At 70.1% G+C, this 15134-nt stretch carries 11 protein-coding genes; all 11 read right to left on the bottom strand.

Annotation, left to right across the window (positions count from 1 at the left end; genetic code table 11):
• Nucleotides 1–204: 204 nt before the first annotated feature.
• The 11 genes from M0L44_RS19000 to M0L44_RS18950 are packed head-to-tail and all read right to left on the bottom strand — an operon-like array spanning nt 205 to nt 15093.
• Nucleotides 205–912: a response regulator gene (locus M0L44_RS19000; RefSeq protein WP_252771680.1), complete on the bottom strand. Its 708-nt coding sequence runs from the start codon at nt 910–912 to the stop codon at nt 205–207.
• Nucleotides 909–2795, bottom strand: a complete 1887-nt coding sequence (locus M0L44_RS18995) for a type IV pili methyl-accepting chemotaxis transducer N-terminal domain-containing protein (protein WP_252771678.1) — start codon at nt 2793–2795, stop codon at nt 909–911. The genes M0L44_RS19000 and M0L44_RS18995 overlap by 4 nt, the downstream gene beginning before the upstream one ends.
• A complete protein-coding gene (locus M0L44_RS18990; protein ID WP_252771676.1) occupies nt 2780–4009 on the bottom strand; it encodes an NnrS family protein in 1230 nt (409 codons plus the stop codon). Before M0L44_RS18990 ends, M0L44_RS18995 begins: the two co-directional genes overlap by 16 nt.
• A gap of 3 nt (nt 4010–4012) precedes the next feature.
• Nucleotides 4013–4690 (bottom strand): carbonic anhydrase, encoded by a 678-nt coding sequence (locus M0L44_RS18985; RefSeq protein ID WP_252771674.1) that lies wholly within the window; start codon nt 4688–4690, stop codon nt 4013–4015.
• Nucleotides 4691–4718: 28 nt separating this feature from the next.
• Entirely contained in the window at nt 4719–5510 is a 792-nt protein-coding gene (locus M0L44_RS18980) for a peptidylprolyl isomerase (RefSeq protein ID WP_252771672.1), read from the bottom strand.
• A gap of 35 nt (nt 5511–5545) precedes the next feature.
• Nucleotides 5546–6253: a respiratory nitrate reductase subunit gamma gene (narI, locus tag M0L44_RS18975; protein ID WP_252771670.1), complete on the bottom strand. Its 708-nt coding sequence runs from the start codon at nt 6251–6253 to the stop codon at nt 5546–5548.
• 2 nt (nt 6254–6255) lie between these two features.
• Entirely contained in the window at nt 6256–6975 is a 720-nt protein-coding gene (gene narJ / locus M0L44_RS18970) for a nitrate reductase molybdenum cofactor assembly chaperone (RefSeq protein ID WP_252771666.1), read from the bottom strand.
• 2 nt (nt 6976–6977) lie between these two features.
• Complete coding sequence (gene narH / locus M0L44_RS18965; protein ID WP_252771664.1) at nt 6978–8501, bottom strand: nitrate reductase subunit beta; 1524 nt, start codon at nt 8499–8501, stop codon at nt 6978–6980.
• 36 nt (nt 8502–8537) lie between these two features.
• Entirely contained in the window at nt 8538–12344 is a 3807-nt protein-coding gene (locus tag M0L44_RS18960; RefSeq protein WP_252771662.1) for a nitrate reductase subunit alpha, read from the bottom strand.
• Nucleotides 12345–12372: 28 nt separating this feature from the next.
• The gene (locus tag M0L44_RS18955; protein ID WP_252771660.1) at nt 12373–13782 is read right to left on the bottom strand and encodes a NarK family nitrate/nitrite MFS transporter; all 1410 of its coding nucleotides are present in this window, start codon (nt 13780–13782) and stop codon (nt 12373–12375) included.
• A 39-nt stretch (nt 13783–13821) separates the two neighbouring features.
• Nucleotides 13822–15093 (bottom strand): MFS transporter, encoded by a 1272-nt coding sequence (locus M0L44_RS18950; protein WP_252771659.1) that lies wholly within the window; start codon nt 15091–15093, stop codon nt 13822–13824.
• Nucleotides 15094–15134 lie beyond the last annotated feature (41 nt).

Here is a 15134-nt window from a genome sequence, read left to right as displayed (position 1 = left end):
CCCGATCATAGCGACGCCCGCTTGACCGGCGCTGGCTTGTCAGGAATACTGTGTATTCATACAGTGCCCACACCCTGAGCCACACCTGTTGGGAGACACCATGAAGTACCAGTACTGCGATTTCTATTCCGCCAAGCCCCACCGTACCGTGGAGTGGCTGCGCCGCCTGATGCTCTGGTTCTGAGCCCCGCCTTCGTGGGCCGCTCAGCCCCCGGCGGGCTCCGGCCCCTGGCGCCGGCTGGCATAGACGGCGGCCTGCACCCTTGAGCTCAGCCCCAGCTTGCGCAGGATGTGCTGCACATGGATCTTCACCGTCGGCTCGGCGATCGCCAGGGTCCGGGCGATCTCCTTGTTGCTGGCGCCCTGGGCGATGCATTCCAGAATCTCCCGCTCGCGCGGTGAGAGCGTGTCGATCGGGTCGGCCGGCGCCGGTGCCGCGGGCGGTTCGGCCGGCGGCGCACCGGTGGGCAGGGCCTGGAAGGCCGACACCAGCTTGGCCGTCATCTCCGGGCTGATGGTGGCCTGGCCGGCCTGGGCCCGCAGGATGGCCTGGGCCAGCACCTCGATGTCGGCCGTCTTGAGCAGGTAGCCGGCGGCCCCGCCCCGCAGGGCCTGGGCCAGGTCGGCCTCGTCCTCGCTCACGGTCAGCATCAGCACCCGCGTCTGCGGCGCCACCTCGCGCAGGCCGGCGATGGCGTCCACGCCTTTCACGCCGGGCAGGTGGTTGTCCAGCAGGATCACGTCCGGCCGGTACTGGGCGGCCAGGCGCTGGGCTTCGCTGGCATCGCCGGCCTCGGCCACCACGCTGAAGCGGGCGTCGGCCTGCAGCAGGGCGATCAGGCCGCGCCGGAACAGGGTGTGGTCGTCCACCACCAGCAGGCGCAACGGGGTCATCGAGGTCGCAGCGTTCATGTCGTCGTCGCCGGGGCGGCGCTCTTCTCCGGCAGGCTCAGCACGATGGCCGTGCCCGAGCCGGGCACGGACACCACCTCCACCTGGGCGCCGATGCGGGCGGCCCGCTCGCGCATGATGCGCAGGCCCACGTGGGTGTCGTCGGCCGGATTGTCCTCGGCATCAAAGCCCTGGCCATCGTCGCGGATCTCCACCCGCCACTGCGGCGCGCGCTCCACCTCCACCCAGACCTCGCGCGCCTGGGCGTGCTTGCGCACGTTCGAGAGCGCTTCCTGCACGATGTGCAGCACCTGGATCTGCACGTCCGAGCCCAAGGGCAGGCCCTGGCCCTCCAGGCTCAGGTGGGTGGCCAGGCCGGTCTGCAGCTCGAACTTGTGCAGCGTGGCGCGCAGCGCCTGGGCGATGTCCTCGTTGTTGGTGCGGGTGCGGAAGTGCAGCAGCAACTCGCGCACGTCGGCCAGGCTCTCCTGCACGCCGGCCTCCACTTCGGCCAGCGTGGCCTCCAGCTGGGGGCGGTCGCCCCGCTGCAGGGCGCCGTGCAGCCGGCCCACCTGCAGCTTCAGGAAGGACAGGCTCTGGGCGATGGAGTCGTGCAGCTCGCTGGCCAGCAGGCTGCGTTCCTGGGCCACCGCCGATTCGCGTTCCAGCGCGGCCAGCCGGAAGGCCTCGATGGCGCCGGCCAGATGGGCGGCCAGGGTCTCCAGCAGGGCGCGCTCGTCGGGTGCCAGCGCGGCGTCCTGGCGGTAGAAGACGTTGATCTCGCCCACCAGCCGGTCCTGCAGCTGCACCGGCACGCCCACCACGGTGCGAAAGCCCGCGCGACCGCAGTGGCCCAGCATCGGGCTCGGCTCGGCCGGGCGGATCGGGATGATGCGGGTGGTGGCTTCCGCGGCGACCTGGCCGCACAGGCACTCGTGGGTGCGCAGGCAGGCCTCCTCCTGCACGATCTCGGCCGGCAGGCCGTCGGAGGCCAGCAGCAGGTAGTGCAGGTTGCCCTCGTCGGACCAGCGGATGGCCACCGCGTCCGCATGGGCCACCGTGCGCAGCTGGCGCGCAAAGCCGTTGCCCAGTTCCTCCAGGCTGCGGGCCCGGGCGACGAAGGCAGCGGCCTCGTAGAGCGCGGCCAGGCGCTGGTGCTGTTCCTCCAGGCGTTCGGTCTTCTCGCGGACCTTGGCCTCCAGGTTCTGGTAGAGGCCCTGCAGCGTCTGGGCCATCTGGTTGAAGCCGGCCGAGAGGTCGCCGAATTCGTCGTTGGAGCTCACCTCCACCCGGGCCGCAAAGTCGCCCCCGCCGATGCGGGTGAGCCCGGCCTGCAGCTGGGCCAGCGGGTTGAAGACGAACAGGTAGGCCGAGTAGAGCAAGGCCACCGCGCTGGCGATGGTCAGCGCCACCATGGCCAGCTGGATGGCGTTGAGCACCGAGGTCAGCCGCGCCATCTGGGTCTCGATGGCCGAGACCAGGCCATCGACGCGCTGCACGAAGGCGCCGGCGTCGCGCGCCGCCTCGGCGGCGCTGGGCTGGCGCTCGGTGCGCCAGGTCTGGCGCAGGACCAGCCAGTCGCGCTGCACCTCGGCAAAGCGGGCTTGCGAGCGCGGGTCCTGCGGCATGAACAGCGGCCTGGCCGGGTCGCCACGGCGCAGCAGCTCCAGGCTCTGCTCGAAGCCCGCCATCAGCGCGTCGCGCCGCTGCAGATCCGGCGCGCCCATGGCCTGGGCCAGGCGCCAGGTCTGCATGCGCATGCGGCCGGCCTCGTTGACGGCGGCGGCGCCGCCTTCGAGTTGCCAGGTCATCCACAGCGTCAGACCGATCGAGGCCAGGCCCAGCAGCAGCAGGGCGGTGCCGATCAGGCCCAGCTTGGCGGCCAGGGTCAGGGGTTTGCGCATGGGGGCACTCTAACGGGAGACGGCGCGGCCGGTGCCGCAGGCAGGCGGCCCAGCCAACGCAGCAGCCAGACGCTCCAGCCGGCGGTGGTCAATGTCCACAAGGTCGCCACGGGCACCAGCGGCCCCCCCACCACCAGCACCGCCAGCCGCGCGGCCAGCGTGAGGGCCAGCAGACCGGCCAGGGCCAGCAGCGGGCCGTCCACCGCCTGCGCCTGGCCGGACTGGGTGGCGCTGACGCGGCTGACCATGGCCAGCGCCGTGCCGCTCAGGTAGCCCAGGGCCAGCAGATGGGTGGCCGCCAGCTGCCAGGCCCGGGCCGCGGCCGCCATCCCTGCGGCCTGGCAGGACCAGGCCAGCGCCAGCGCCGCGCCGGCGGCGGCGCCGGCCCAGCCGGCCGCGGCCAGCAGGCGCACGAAGCGGTTGGGCAGGCCGTGGCGGCGCTGCCAGCGCCACAAGGCGGTGCCTTGCCAAGCCCCCCAGGCCAGCGCGGTGAGCGCGCCCATCAGCGGCAGGGGCTCAGGCAGGGTGGGCAGGGCGGCCGCCAGCACCAGCAGGCCGGCCTGCCCGGCGATCAGCCCCTGCAGCCAGCGGGCCGGCCCGTCCTCGGCGGCCCAGGGCACCAGGCGGCGCGCCGCGGCGGCAAAGGCCGGCAGCAGGCTGCCCCACAGCAAACCCAGCAGGGCCATGCGCACCCACCGCGGCTGGCCGCTGCCCAGGCCGGCGGCCGCCACCGCCAGGGCCAGCAGCCCCAGGGCCAGCATTCGCACCACGGCGTCCAGGGGCGGCTGCAGGGACGGCTCTGCCGCCCGCACCAGGCGCCAGAGCCGGCGCAGCAGGTCGCCGCCGCCCAGCACGGCGGCGCCCAGCGCGAGCGCACCGACGCCGCCCGGTCCGGCCAGCGACAGGCCCAGCCAGCCCAGGCACCAGGCGGCCACGGCGGGCCCCAGCGGGGCGGTGGCGGGCACCGGTTGGCGCAGCCAGCGGGCGCCGGCGCTCAGGCCGAAGCCGGCGATGAACAGGGGAAAGCCACTGGTGGCGGCCAGCGCATGCAGCCAGGGCGGGGTGGGCGGCAGCCCGGCGGCGGCCCCGCCGGCCAGGGCCAGGGTCCAGAGCCCGGCCTGGGCCGTCATCAGCAGGGCGCCGGCGGCAAAGCACAGGCGGTGCGGGGCCGCCAGCAGATGGCGCAGCCGCCAGGGCCCGCGGCGCGCGGCCATGGCTCAGGCGGCCGGCGGCGGCCGGTCCGCCTCCACATAGGGGGCATAGGGCCCGGTGCCGGCGTGCGGCGCGTGCGCGGCGGCGACGAAGCAGCCCTGGGCCAGGTCGAAGACATGCACCTCGCCGTCCTCGATCACCACATGCCAGCCGTGCAGGGTCAGGCGGCCGGCCTCGACGGCCTCGCGCACCATCGGGTAGGCCATCAGGCGTTCGAGCTGCAGCACCACGGCGCGCTGCTCGGTGCGGCGCAGGGCCTCGGGCGTGGGTTCGGCCACCGGCAGCGTGGCCTCGCGGCCCAGGTCCAGCCAGCGCGAGAGGTTCAGCGCGCCGCCGGGGGCGCCAGCGTAGAGCGCGCGGATGCCGCCGCAGTGGCTGTGGCCGCAGACGACGATGCGCTGCACCTGCAGGGCCAGCACCGCGTACTCGATGGCTGCGGCCGTGCCGTGAAAGCCCGCCGAGCCGTCCCAGGGCGGCACGAAGGCGCCCACATTGCGCACCAGGAACAGCTCGCCTGGCTCGGCCCCGGTCAGCAGGTAGGGCACCAGGCGCGAATCCGAACAGCCGATGAACAGCGTGGTCGGGTGCTGGCCTTCGTCCACCAGCGTGCGGAAGGTGTCCGCGTAGGCCGGAAAGGCGTCGTCGTGGAAGCGGCGCAGCCGGGTCAGCAGGTCGTCGGGCATGGGCGCGTCGTCGGCCGGGGCCGCAGCCTCACTGCACCAGCGGCGTGTCGGCGGCGTCCAGGTCGATGCCTTCGACCTGGGACTGGCCGGCCAGCAGGCTCAGGTACTGACGCAGCGCGGTGGCATAGCTCTGCTGGCGCAGGGACTGGGCCACGGCCGAGCGCACCACCTCGAAGTCGGGCTGGGTGCCGGGCTCGCGGGCCAGCACCTCCACCACGTGCAGGCCGAAACGGCTGTGCACCAGGCGCGGCAGCACGCCCACCTCGGGCTGGCCGAAGAGCTCGCGGGCGAATTCGGGGGCGCAGTCCTCCTTGCGCAGCCAGCCCAGGGCGCCGCCCTGGGCCCCGCTGGGGCAGTTGGAGGTGCTGGCCGCCACCTCGGCGAAGCGGTCGGCCTCGCCGTCCTGGCCGCAGCGCAGGTCCAGCAGGCAGGCCTCGGCGCGCTGGCGCAGGGCGTTGACGTCCACGCCCGGCGTGACGGCGAACAGCACATGGCGGGCATGCACCTTCTCGCCCACCGCATAGCGTCCCGCGTCGGCGGCAAAGTGGCGCCGGCAGGCTTCCTCGGTCGGCTCGGGACAGACCAGGGACTGGTCCAGCAGGGCCTCGATGGCATCGGCCGCGGCGAGGCTGATGGCGCCCTGCTCGGGCGCCGGGTCGTCGGCGGGCAGCAGGCCGGCCGCCTGGGCGGCCTGGCGCAGCAGCTCGGTGCAGGCACGCTGGCGCAGGGTGGCCTCGTCCAGCGCGACGGCTTCGTCGGCGTTGACCAAGGGCACGCCGTTGACGCGGGGCAGGATCCGGGGGGCTTCGGTGAGGGTCATGGTCTCAGGCTCCGGGAAAATTCCAGGCAGACAGGTCAGGCGCCGCGGCGCGGCACGTTCAGGCGGCGTGAGCGCACCAGCTGGTAGGGCCGGAAGGCATAGCCCACGGTGGCCAGGCCGCTCCACACATGCACCAGGCGGCTGAAGGGGAAGAGCAGGAAGATCGTCATGCCCAGCACCATGTGCACCTTGAAGGGCCAGTCGATGTTGGCCATCAGCGCGGCGTCCGGGCGGAAGGTGGCGATGTTCTGGGCCCACTCGGCCAGGACCATCATCGTGCCGCCGTCGCGGTGGTGCCAGGAGAAGGGCAGGGTCACCAGGCCCAGGCACAGCTGCACCCACAGGATGACCAGGATGGCCAGGTCGGTGCGGTGGCTGGTCAGGCGGATGCGCGGGTCGAAGATGCGACGGTGCAGCAGCAGCGACAGGCCGATGAAGCAGACCAGGCCGGCCGTGCCGCCGGAGAAGACCGCCACCAGCTGCTTCTGGCCGGCGCTGATGAAGGGCGAGTAGAGCCAGTGCGGCGTCAGCAGGCCCACGGTGTGGCCGAACAGCAGGAACAGGATGCCGATGTGGAACAGGTTGCTGCCCCAGCGCAGCTGGCCGGCGCGCAGCAGCTGCGAGCTGTCGCTCTTCCAGGTGTACTGGTCGCGGTCGAAGCGGGCCAGGCTGCCCATGAAGAACACGGCCAGGCAGATGTAGGGGTAAACGGCGAAGAAGAACTGGTTCAGGGAGGCAGACATGGTCAGGCTCCTGGGGCGGGGGTGGAGGGGGCGCGCGGGGGGCGGACGACCTGGATGGGTTGGGCTTGGCCAGGGGCTTGCTGGCCGGCGCTGGAGCAGCCGCCGAAGACCTCGGGCTCGGCCCAGCTTTCGTCGAGCGAAGGCTCGGGTGCGGCCGGCTTGGCGCCGGTCAGTGTGGCCGGGTCGATCTCGGCCAGGTCCAGCAGCGCGCCCAGCAGCTCGGCGTAGTCGCTGCGGCGGCGCAGCAGCGATTCGCGGATGGCCTGCAGCAGGTGGGCGAACTCGCCCAGGAAGGCGCGGGCCGAGGCCGGTGGCTGGGTGGAGGCGAACTCCAGCACCACGCTGAGGTGGTCGGGCAGCTCGTCCGGGCCCAGCAGCAGCCCGGCCTGCTCGTAGGTCTGGATCAGGTCGATCATGGCCGGGCCGCGGTCGCGCGAGTCGCCGTGCACATGCTCGAACAGGTGCAGCGCGGTGCCGCGCCCGCGGTCGAACAGGTCCACGTACTGGGCTTCCACGTCCAGGCCGTCCTCGCGGGCCAGGCGGCCCATCAGGGCGTCCAGCGCGGCCCGGCGGGCGGGGCTCAGCGCGGCCTCGTCGGCCAGGGCCTGGGAGATCTCGCCCAGGTGGGCGCGCAGCTCGGCGTTTGGGTAGCCCAGCAGGGCAGCCATGGCGCGCAGGGTGCGGGCCATCGGGCGGGTGGAGGGTGTCATGGGCAGGCTCATGCTCAGAACTCCGCCTTGATGGGGATGGTGCGCTTCTTCTCGCTGCCGAACAGGCTGGTCTCGGTCGTGCCCTCGGAGCAGCCGTTGCCGAAGCTGAAGCCGCAGCCGCCGCGCACGTTGAAGGCGTTCTCGGCGTACTCGCGGTGCGTGGTCGGGATGACGAAGCGGTCCTCGTAGTTGGCAATCGCCATGGTGCGGTACATGTCCTCGACCTCGGCCTCGCTCAGGCCGACCTGGTCCAGCGCCGCGGTGTTGTGCACGCCGTCCACATGCTTGCCGCGCTGGAACACGCGCATGGCCAGCATGCGCTCCAGGGCCCGCACCACTGGGGTGGTGTCGCCGGCGGTCAGCAGGTTGGCCAGATACTTCACCGGGATGCGCAGCTGCTGCACGTCGGGCAGTTCGCCCTTCTGGGCCACGTGGCCGGCCTGCACCGCGCCGGTGATCGGCGAGAGCGGCGGCACGTACCAGACCATGGGCAGGGTGCGGTACTCGGGGTGCAGCGGCAGCGCGATCTTCCAGTCCATCGCCATCTTGTAGACGGGGCTGCTGCGCGCGGCGGTCAGCCAGGCTTCGGGGATGCCGTCGCGGCGGGCCTGTTCGATGACGGCCGGGTCGTGCGGGTCCAGGAAGACGTCGAGCTGGGCCTGGTAGAGGTCCTTGTCGTGCTCCACGCTGGCGGCCGCCTCGATCTTGTCGGCGTCATAGAGCAGCACGCCCAGGTAGCGGATGCGGCCCACGCAGGTCTCGCTGCAGACGGTGGGCTGGCCGGCCTCGATGCGGGGATAGCAGAAGATGCACTTCTCGGCCTTGCCGCTCTTCCAGTTGTAGTAGATCTTCTTGTACGGGCAGCCCGAGACGCACATGCGCCAGCCGCGGCACTTGTCCTGGTCGATCAGGACGATGCCGTCTTCCTCGCGCTTGTAGATGGAGCCCGAGGGGCAGCTCGCGACGCACGCCGGGTTCAGGCAGTGCTCGCACAGCCGCGGCAGGTACATCATGAAGGTGTTCTCGAACTGGCCGTAGATGTCCTTCTGGATGTCCTCGAAGTTCTGGTCGGCGCTGCGCTTGCTGAACTCGCCGCCCAGGATCTCCTCCCAGTTCGGGCCCCAGACGATCTTCTCCATGCGCTGGCCGGTGATCAGGCTGCGCGGCCGTGCGGTGGGCGCGGCCTTCATCTCGGGCGCGCTCTGCAGGTGGTCGTAGTCGAAGGTGAAGGGCTCGTAGTAGTCGTCGATCTGCGGCAGGTTGGGGTTGGCGAAGATCTTCATCAGCAGCTTCCACTTGCCGCCCTGGCGGGGTTGGATGCTGCCGTCGGCGTTGCGGGTCCAGCCGCCGTTCCAGCGGTCCTGGTTCTCCCACTCCTTGGGGTAGCCGATGCCCGGCTTGGTCTCGACGTTGTTGAACCAGGCGTACTCGACGCCGGGCCGGCTGGTCCAGACGTTCTTGCAGGTCACGCTGCAGGTGTGGCAGCCGATGCACTTGTCCAGGTTCAGCACCATGCCGATCTGTGCACGTACTTTCATCTCAATGCTCCTTGGGATCGATCAGCGATGGGTGACTCAGGGGTTCTCGCCCTGGGCCTGGTAGGCGACGGCCAGGTGGTCGTCGCGGGGGGTGTCCAGCCAGTCCACCTTGGCCATCTTGCGCACCACGACGAACTCGTCGCGGTTGGTGCCGATGGTTCCGTAGTAGTTGAAGCCGTAGCTGTACTGGGCGTAGCCGCCGATCATGTGGGTGGGCTTGAGCACGACCCGGGTGACCGAGTTGTGGATGCCTCCGCGCACGCCGGTGATCTCCGACCCGGGCGTGTTGATGATCTTTTCCTGGGCGTGGTACATCATCACCATGCCCGGCTTGACGCGCTGGCTGACCACCGCCCGCGCCGCGATGGCACCGTTGGTGTTGAACAGCTCGATCCAGTCGTTGTCGACGATGCCGACCGACTTCGCGTCGTCCTCCGACAGCCACACCACCGGCCCGCCGCGGTTGAGCGTGAGCATCAGCAGGTTGTCGGTGTAGGTGCTGTGGATGCCCCACTTCTGGTGCGGGGTGATGAAGTTCAGCACGATTTCGGCGTTGCCGTTGGGCTTGATGCCTTCCATGCCCGAGGTGGCCTTCATGTCCACCGGCGGCCGGTAGCTGGAGAAGCCCTCGCCGAAGGCGATCATCCAGGGGTGGTCCTGGTAGAACTGCTGGCGGCCGGTCAGGGTGCGCCATGGGATCAGCTCGTGCACGTTGGTGTAGCCGGCGTTGTAGCTGACGGTCTCGCTCTCGATGCCGCTCCAGGTCGGGCTGGAGATGATCTTGCGCGGCTGGGCCTGCACGTCGCGGTAGCGGATCTTCTCGTCCTCGCGGTAGAGCGCCAGGTGGGCGTGCTCGCGGCCGGTGGTCTTGCTCAGCGCCTCCCAGGCCTTGACGGCGACATGGCCGTTGGTCTCGGGCGCCAGCTGCAGGATCACCTCGCAGGCGTCGATGTCGCTGACGATGCGCGGGCGGCCCTGGCTGACACCGGGTTCGGCCACGCGGCCGTTGAGCTGGCCGAGCTGCTCGACCTCGGTCTCGGTCTTCCAGCCGATGCCCTTGCCGCCGTTGCCCAGCTTGTCCATCAAGGGGCCCAGGGCGGTGAAGCGCTTGAAGGTGTTGGGGTAGTCGCGTTCGACCACCGTCACTTGCGGCGCGGTCTTGCCGGGGATCAGCTCGCACTCGCCCTTCTTCCACTCGGCCACGCCATACGGCTGGGCCAGCTCGGCCGGGGTGTCGTGCATCAGCGGGGTCATCACCACGTCCTGCTCGACGCCCAGGTGGCCCACGCAGACCTCGCTGAAGGCCTTGGCGAAGCCCTTGTAGATCTCCCAGTCGCTGCGCGATTCCCACACCGGGTCCACCGCCGCGGACAGCGGGTGGATGAAGGGGTGCATGTCGCTGGTGTTGAGGTCGTTCTTCTCGTACCAGCTGGCCGTGGGCAGCACGATGTCGCTGTACAGGCAGGTGGTGCTCATGCGGAAGTCCAGCGTCACCAGCAGGTCCAGCTTGCCTTCGGGCGCCTTGGCGTGCCAGGCCACCTCGGAGGGCTTCGCGTCATCCGGGCCCAGGTCCTTGCCCTGCACGCCGTTCTCGGTGCCCAGCAGGTGCTTGCAGAAGTACTCGTGGCCCTTGCCGGAGGAGCCCAGCAGGTTGGAACGCCAGACGAACATGTTGCGCGGCCAGTTGACCGGCGCGTCCGGGTCCTCGCAGCTCATGCGCAGCTGGCCGCTCTTGAGGCCTTGGGCCACGTAGTCGCGCGCCGGCAGGCCGGCCGCGGCGGCGTCGCGGGCCAGCTGCAGCGGGTTGGTCTCCAGCTGCGGGGCGCTGGGCAGCCAGCCCATGCGCTCGGCGCGCACGTTGAAGTCGATCATGCTGCCGGCGTACTGCGCGCGGTCGGCCAGCGGCGAGAGCACCTCCTGCATGTCCACCTTCTCGTAGCGCCACTGGTCGGTGTGGGCGTAGAAGAAGCTGGTGGAGTTCTGCTGGCGCGGCGGGCGCACCCAGTCCAGCGCGAAGGCCAGCGCCGTCCAGCCGGTCTGTGGGCGCAGCTTCTCCTGGCCGACGTAGTGGGCCCAGCCGCCGCCGCTCTTGCCGATGCAGCCGCACATCATCAGCAGGTTGATGACCCCCCGGTAGTTCATGTCCGAGTGGTACCAGTGGTTCATGCCGGCGCCGATGATGATCATCGACTTGCCCTGCGTCTTGTCGGCGTTGGCGGCGAACTCGCGCGCCACGGTGACGATCTGCGCGCGCGGCACGCCGGTGATCTGCTCGGCCCAGGCCGGGGTGTAGGGGGCGTTGTCGTCGTAGCTCGCGGCACCGCTGCCCAGCCCGCGGTCGATGCCGTACTGCGCGGCCTGCAGGTCGAACACCGTGGCCACCAGGGCCTGCACCTCGTCGCCGTTCTCCTTCAGGCGCAGGCGCACCGCCGGCACGCGGGCCAGGCTGATCTCGCCCACCGCGTCGTTGGCGGGGAAGTGCGGGTTCTGCACGCCACCGAAGTAGGGGAAGGCGACGTCCACCACCGCATGGGCCTGCTCGCCATCCTCCAGCACCGAGAGCTTGAGCTTGACCTGCTCGCCGTGGCGGGCTTCCTTGTCCTCCAGGTTCCACTGGCCGGCGTCGTCGCGGCCCTCGGCGCCCCAGCGGAAGCCGATCGAGCCATGGGGCAGCACGGCGCGGCCGGTGCTGTCGAAGGCCAGGGTCTTCCACTCGGGGTTGTTGGACTGGCCGAGCTTGCCGTTGAAGTCGCTGGCGCGCAGGTAGCGCTCGGGCACCAGCACCTGGCGGCCATCGGCCAGGGTCTGCACCTTCAGGCGCACCAGCATCGGCAGGTCGGTGTAGCGGCGGGCGTAGTCGTCGAAGTACGCCGAGCGCTGCTTGAAGTAGAACTCGTTGAGGGCCACATGGCCCATGGCCATGGCCAGGGCCGCGTCGGTGCCCTGCTTGGGGTGCAGCCACAGGTCGGCCAGCTTGGCCACCTCGCTGTAGTCGGGCGAGACGGCCACCGCCTTGGCGCCCTTGTAGCGCACCTCGGTGAAGAAGTGGGCGTCGGGCGTGCGCGTCTGCGGCACGTTGGAGCCCCAGGCGATCAGGTAGGTGCTGTTGTACCAGTCGGCCGATTCGGGCACGTCGGTCTGCTCGCCCCAGACCTGCGGGCTCGAGGGCGGCAGGTCGCAGTACCAGTCGTAGAAGCTCATGCAGACGCCGCCGATCAGGCTCAGGTAGCGGCTGCCCGCGGCGTAGCTGACCATGCTCATCGCCGGGATGGGCGAGAAGCCGATGATGCGGTCCGGCCCGTGCTGCTTGATGGTGTAGACGTTGGCGGCGGCGATCAACTGGTTGACTTCCTCCCAGCTGCTGCGCACGAAGCCGCCCATGCCGCGCACCTGCTGGTAGTCGCGCCGGGCATCGGCGTCCTCGACGATGCTGGCCCAGGCCGACACCGGGTCCTTGGCCACGACCAGCGCGGCGCGCCAGCGGCGCAGCAGGCGGCTGCGCACCATCGGGTGCTTCACGCGGTTGGCGCTGTAGAGGTACCAGCTGTAGCTGGCGCCGCGGGCGCAGCCGCGCGGCTCGTGGTTGGGCATGTCCCAGCGGGTGCGGGGATAGTCGGTCTGCTGGGTTTCCCAGGTGACGATGCCGCCCTTGACGTAGATCTTCCACGAGCAGGAGCCCGTGCAGTTCACGCCGTGGGTGCTGCGCACGATCTTGTCGTGCGACCAGCGGTTGCGGTAGGCGTCCTCCCAGGTGCGGTCTTCGCCGGTGACACGGCCATGGCCGTTGGCAAAGGACTCCTTGGGGAGCGCGAAGTGGGTGAGTCGGTCCAGGAAGTGGCTCATGGGGAGGCTTTCTTCGGGCGGCGTGAGGTCAGCAGGGCATCGGCGCGTTGCGGCGGGCGTAGTGCCACCAGGTCACGGCGATGCAGATCAGGTAGAAGGCGATGAAGGTGTAGAGCGCGGCTTGCGGGCCACCGGTCAGGGCGATGGAGCTGCCATAGCTCTTGGGAATGAAGAAGCCGCCGTAGGCCGCCATCGCGGCGGTGAAGCCCAGGGTCGCGGCGGCCTCGGTGTTGGCCTCCTTGGTGGCTTGCACCACGGCGGCGCCGTCCTGGCGGTTCACGCCGCGCATGCGCTCGGTCAGGAAGATCACCGGGATCATGCGGAAGGTCGAGCCGTTGCCGATGCCGGTGGTCAGGAACAGCACCAGGAAGCACAGGAAGAAGCCGGCAAAGCTGCCGCCCGCCGGGCCGCTGGGCAGGAAGACCAGCACGCCGCACACAGCCACCGCCATCACCACGAAGTTCCACAGCGTCACGCGGGCGCCGCCCAGCTTGTCGGCCAGCCAGCCGCCGAAGGGGCGCACGACGGCGCCGGTCAGCGGGCCCAGCCAGGCATAGGCCAGCGGGTTCACGCCGGGGAACTGGCTCTTGATCAGCAGCGGGAAGCCCGCGGCATAGCCCAGGAAGGAGCCGAAGGTGCCCAGGTAGAGCACGCACATCAGCCAGTTGTGCTTGCGGCGGAAGATGACGGCCTGGTCGGCGAAGGAGGCCTTGGCCTCGGCCAGGTCGTTCATGCCGAACCAGGCGGCCAGCGAGCACAGCACGATCCAGGGCACCCAGATGAAGGCGGCGTTCTGGGTCCAGACCTGCAGCGTCTGGCCGTTCTTGACGATGGTCTGGGCGTCACCGCCGAAGATGCCGAAGATGCCGGCCGTCACCACCAGGGGGCTGAGGAACTGCACCACCGACACGCCCAGGTTGCCCAGGCCGGCGTTCACACCCAGGGCCGAGCCCTTGCGCTCCTTCGGGAAGAAGAAGCTGATGTTGGCCATGCTGGAGCTGAAGTTGCCGCCGCCCAGGCCGCACAGCAGGGCCAGGATCAGCATGGTGGGGTAGGGCGTCTGGTTGTCCTGCACTGCGAAGCCGATGCCCAGGGCCGGGATCAGCAGCGTGGCGGTGGAGATGGCCGTCCAGCGGCGGCCGCCCACCAGCGGCACCATGAAGGAATAGAAGATGCGCAGCGTGGCGCCCGAGAGCGCCGGCGCCGCGGCCAGCCAGAACAGCTGGTTGGTCGAGTAGTGAAAGCCCAGACCGGGCAGGCCCACGGCCACCACGCTCCAGACCTGCCAGATGGCGAAGGCCAGGAAGAGCGAGGGGACCGAGATCCACAGGTTGAGCTTGGCGATGGCTTCGCCCTCGCGTTCCCAGAAGGCCTTGTCTTCGGGGTTCCAGTGGGTGAGCGTGCGGCCCGGCCGCGCGCTCAGGGAAGGGGTGCTCATGGAAGTCTCCAGGAGGGGAGAAGAAGGGGCTGCAGCGGCTCAGCGCGCAGTGAGGATGGGGGCGCTGGGCGTGTCGATCACGTCCGTGTGGCGCACCTCGGTCCAGTACATCCAGATCAGCGAGACCCAGACCACGCCGTAGAGCAGCATGAAAGCGCTCGAGCGCACGCCGGTCAGGTCCAGCAGGAAGCCGAACAGGATGGGCAGCAGGAAGCCCCCCATGCCGCCGGCCAGGCCGACGATGCCGCTGACCGTGCCGATGTTGTCGGGGTAGTGGTCGCCGATGTACTTGAAAACGCTGGCCTTGCCGAAGGCCATCGCGATGCCCAGCAGGAACAGCAGGCTGGTGAAGCCCACCACGTTCAGGCCGATGTGGAAGGTTTGCGGACCGTTGACGGTGTTGATCGTGAAGTCGGTCTGCGGGTAGCTCAGCAGGAACAGGCAGATCCAGCAGGCCCACATCACCCACCAGGTGACGCGGTGGGCGCCGTACTTGTCCGACAGCACGCCGCCGATGGCGCGCAGCACGCCGCCGGGCAGCGAGAAGCAGGCGGCCAGCAGGGCGGCCACCCGGATGTCCAGGCCGTATTCGCCCACGTAGTACTGCACCATCCACAGGCTCAGGCCGACGTAGCCGCCGAACACGATGCTGTAGTACTGGCAGTACTTCAGCACCTGCGGGTCCTTGAGCATCTTCAGCTGGTCCGACAGCTTGGTGTCGGTGGACACCAGGTGGCTGGGGTTGCTGGCGCTGCCCAGCCAGAACACCACCAGCGTGGCCAGCAGGATCACGGCATAGACCTTGGGCACCATGGTCCAGCCGAAGGCCACCACGATGGCCGGCGCGACGAACTTGTTGACCGCCGCGCCCGAGTTGCCGGCGCCGAACACGCCCATGGCCATGCCACGGCGCTCCTTGGGGAACCAGCGGGCCACATAGGGCGTGCCCACCGAGAAGGAGCCGCCGGCCAGGCCCAGCAGCAGGCCGATGACCAGGAACTGCCAGTAGGCGGTGGCGTAGGACATCATCCACACCGCCGGCACGCAGACGGCCAGCAGGATGGCCATCACGATGCGGCCGCCGAAACGATCGGTCCAGATGCCCAGCGGCACGCGGATCAGCGAGCCCGAGAGCACGGGCATGGAGGCCAGCAGGCCGAACTCGGTGGCCGACAGCCCCAGGGTCTTGCGCAGCGGGATGCCGATGACGGCGAACATCATCCAGACCATGAAGCACACCGTGAAGGCCAGTGTGCTGACGGCCAGGACGGACCAGGCTTGTCGGGGAAGGGGAGCAGTGGGCGTCGCCATGATGCGGCCTCGTTCAATGGGTGATTGAACTGTCCCGCAAG

This window comes from Ideonella oryzae (assembly GCF_024055665.1).
In the GTDB taxonomy this organism is placed as follows: Bacteria; Pseudomonadota; Gammaproteobacteria; order Burkholderiales; family Burkholderiaceae_C; genus Ideonella; species Ideonella oryzae.
The sequence above is the reverse complement of the archived record's forward strand: the minus strand, read 5'-3'. Positions and strand labels throughout refer to the sequence as shown.